Below are 2,622 nucleotides of genomic sequence, written 5' to 3'. Positions count from 1 at the left end.
TTGAACGCGGCGCTGATCAACTCGGCAGCATCGGCTGCGCTGGCGTTCAACGACACCCACTATCAGACCGTGGCGCATCCATCCAGCCCCGTCGGCGCCGCGGCGCTTGCAATCGCGGAACGCCTCCCGGTAACGGGTCAGGCGCTCATCCATAGCGTCATCCTGGGCATCGAGCTGCAGTGCCGGATCGGAGCCGTGCTGTGCACGCCGCCGGCCGAAGTGTCGGTCGGGCTTTCGATGCAGGGCCTGGTGGGCGGCATCGGCGCGGCGGTGACCGCCGGCAAGTTGCTGGGTTTCGATGCCGAGGCGATGAGCCGCGCCATCGGGCATGCCATCAATCAGGCCGCCGGGTTGCGCGAGGCGCACGCCACCATGGGGAGTCCCTTCACGCCGGGGCATTCGGCGCGCTGCGGCGTGTTCGCGGCGTTGCTGGCCGAGCGCGGCCTCACCATCAACGATACGATGATCGAAGGGGTGAAGGGCTTCGCCGTCTCCTTCTCGACCAACCCGCAGCCCGAAGCGGCGGTCGCCGAGCTGGGCAGCCGCTTCGAGATCCTGTCGCTCGCCTACAAACCTTATCCGTCCGGCTTCGTGACCCATCCCGTGATCGACGTGTGCCTCGACGTGGCGCGGCGCAGCCGCTTCGATGTCGCCGCCATCGAGCGGGTCGAGGTCGGCGTCAATCCGCTGACGATACAGCTGTGCAATCGACCCGAGCCGATGGACCGTGCACAGGCGCTGGTGAGCTTCCAGCACTGGGGCGCCGTGTCACTCATCCACAAGGCGGCCGGCACGGCGCAGATCACGCAGGCGATGGTCGACGATCCGCAGGTCGCGGCATTGCGCCGCAAGTTCGTTGCGACGGCGCGGCCGGACATGGCGCGCGAAGCGGCCGACCTGCGCGTGGTGTTGCAGGGCGGAGCCGAGCTCACGGCGCAGGTCGAGCGCTGCATCGGCTCGGCCGGGGTGCCGATCTCGGACGACGATCTTGCGCGCAAGACGCGAGGCCAGCTCGAGAGCGCGTATGCCGCCGATGTCAGCGCGCAGATTCTGGACGAGGCCTGGACGATGGCGCGGCTGCCGCGGGCGGATCGGATCTGCGCATGGCTGGGCCAGGTGCACGCGGGGTAAGGAGCTCATCCTGCAGCTCTTCGACGCACTCGCACACGAGCGCCGCCAGCTCGTCGACCTGGGCCGCGTCGATGCAAAGCGGCGGCGCGAGCCGCAATACGCTGCCGCGTGCGAACGGAATGAAGCCGCGTTTCCAGGCGCGCATGTTGAGCGAGGCGACCTGTTCCTTCGCCAGCGGCTGGTGCCGGTCGTGCGGATCGACCAGGTCGACGGCGAGCAGGAGCCCGCGCGAGCGCACCTCGCCGACGATCGGCAGAGCGCCGATGCGATTTGCGAGGGCGTGCTGCAGGCGCTCGCCCATGCGAGCGGAATTCGCAATCAGGTCCTCCCGCTCCAGGATGGCGATGTTGGCGAGCGCGGCTGCGCATGCGACCGGATGTCCGCAGTACGTGTTGGCATGGACGTTCTCCTCGTGGCCCGTTTCGCCGAACACGTCGGCGATGCGGGTCCGTGCGACGGCAGCCGACAACGGAACGTAGCCCGAGGTGATGCCCTTGGCGATCGTCATGATGTCGGGAACGACCGCTTCATGCTCCACGGCGAACCAGCGCCCGGTGCGCCCGAAACCGGTGATCACCTCGTCGGCGATCATGAGCACGTCCAGCTCGTCGCAGATATCGCGCACGCGCTCGAGCCAGCCCAGCGGCGGGATGATGATCCCGCCCGAGCTCAGGCACGGCTCCAGGATGATCGCCGCCACCGTCTCCGGGTCCTGGGCGCGAACCGCGTCGGCCAGCATGTCGGCGCAGCGGCGCACGAGTCGTTCGTCGGTGCCGGCCTCACGGTCGTGCAACGCATACGGCGGCGGCGACTTGACGAATCCGTCCCAGGCGAGCGGCTCGTAGGGCGCGAACAGCTCGGGAATGCCGCACACTTCGAGTGTTCCCAGTGTGGCGCCGTGGTAGCCGCGCTGCAAGGCGATCACCTTGTGCTTGCGCCCACGGCCGCGCTTGAGCCAGTAGTGCCGGGCGATCTGGATCGCGCGCTCGTTCGCTTCCGAGCCGCTCACTGCGAACAAGGTATACGAGAGATCGCCGGGGGTGAGCGCCGCGAGCTTCGCCGCCAGCTCGGCGGCGGGCCGATTGGAGAATTGGCGCGTGGTCGGATAGTAAGCGAGCTGCATCGTCTGGCGGGCTACCGCCTCGGCGATCTCGGCGCGGCCGTGACCGACGTTGACCACGGCAAGCCCGGCAAAGGCGTCGATGAAGCGCCGGCCCTCGCGGTTCCAGACGTAGACGCCTTCGCCGCGCTCGAACATGAGCGCCTCGTCCGGAAGGTGCGGGTGATCCTGGGTCTTGTGGGTCCACAAGTGCTTTATCATTTCGGCGTCGGTCATCGCGGCTCCTCGGTGTTGCGCGTGCGTCACGCTATCGATGTCGACGTACGGTGTCAAATCCGAGGTCATCCCGAAATCCTCGGCACGCCCGAGGCAGGCTGTTACCATGGCGCCGTAGACACAAGCAGATTCGACAGGCGCAGATTCGACAGGCG

Annotated in this window: 2 protein-coding genes; one reads left to right on the top strand and one right to left on the bottom strand. The window is 67.9% G+C overall.

Annotated elements, in window-relative coordinates; translation table 11 throughout:
- Positions 1 to 1,131, top strand: a 1,131-nt coding sequence (locus GEV05_17950) for a hypothetical protein (protein ID MPZ45238.1), incomplete at its 5' end; no start/stop codon positions are given.
- Here GEV05_17950 and GEV05_17945 read toward each other — a convergent pair.
- Positions 1,037 to 2,575, bottom strand: coding sequence for an aminotransferase class III-fold pyridoxal phosphate-dependent enzyme (locus GEV05_17945; GenBank protein ID MPZ45237.1), 1,539 nt, complete (start codon positions 2,573 to 2,575; stop codon positions 1,037 to 1,039). The two genes, GEV05_17950 and GEV05_17945, sit on opposite strands and share 95 nt — an antisense overlap.
- Positions 2,576 to 2,622 lie beyond the last annotated feature (47 nt).

Source organism: Betaproteobacteria bacterium, assembly GCA_009377585.1.
Lineage (GTDB): Bacteria > Pseudomonadota > Gammaproteobacteria > Burkholderiales > WYBJ01 > WYBJ01.
The sequence above is the reverse complement of the archived record's forward strand: the minus strand, read 5'-3'. Positions and strand labels throughout refer to the sequence as shown.